This window comes from Marinobacter sp., from assembly GCF_041984545.1.
In the GTDB taxonomy this organism is placed as follows: Bacteria; Pseudomonadota; Gammaproteobacteria; order Pseudomonadales; family Oleiphilaceae; genus Marinobacter.
On record NZ_JBHIXV010000088.1, the window covers coordinates 292 to 659 of the forward strand.

A 368-nucleotide genomic window follows, 5' to 3' on the forward strand; every position below is an offset into this window, starting at 1 on the left:
TCGCAATTCGGACCGGATCTGCAGGCACTGGCCATGAGCCAGGACGGCTCCCCCGTACCGCTTGCATGGCGCGAGGGCGTGGTGGCCGGCGATACGGCGCAGTACATATTCACCTCCGGCACCACCGGCCTGCCCAAGGCCGCGGTCATCAGCCATGCACGCTGGCTGATGGCGGGGGACTCCATGCAGCTGCTGTGGGAGATCACCCAGGATGACTGCTTCTACTGCTTTTTGCCGCTCTACCACGGCGCGGCTTCCATGTCGCTGACGGCAACCGCCATGGCTGCAGGAGCGCGCATCGTGGTGCGCCGCAAGTTCAGCCGCAGCGAGTTCTGGCGCGATATCCGCGCACATGGCATTACCTTTTG

The 368-nt window shown here is 64.7% G+C and carries 1 protein-coding gene; it reads left to right on the plus strand.

Annotation, left to right across the window (positions count from 1 at the left end):
- Positions 1 to 33: 33 nt before the first annotated feature.
- Positions 34 to 368 (plus strand): AMP-binding protein (locus ACFC20_RS17655; RefSeq protein WP_375194123.1); only part of this gene is annotated, 335 nt, incomplete at its 3' end.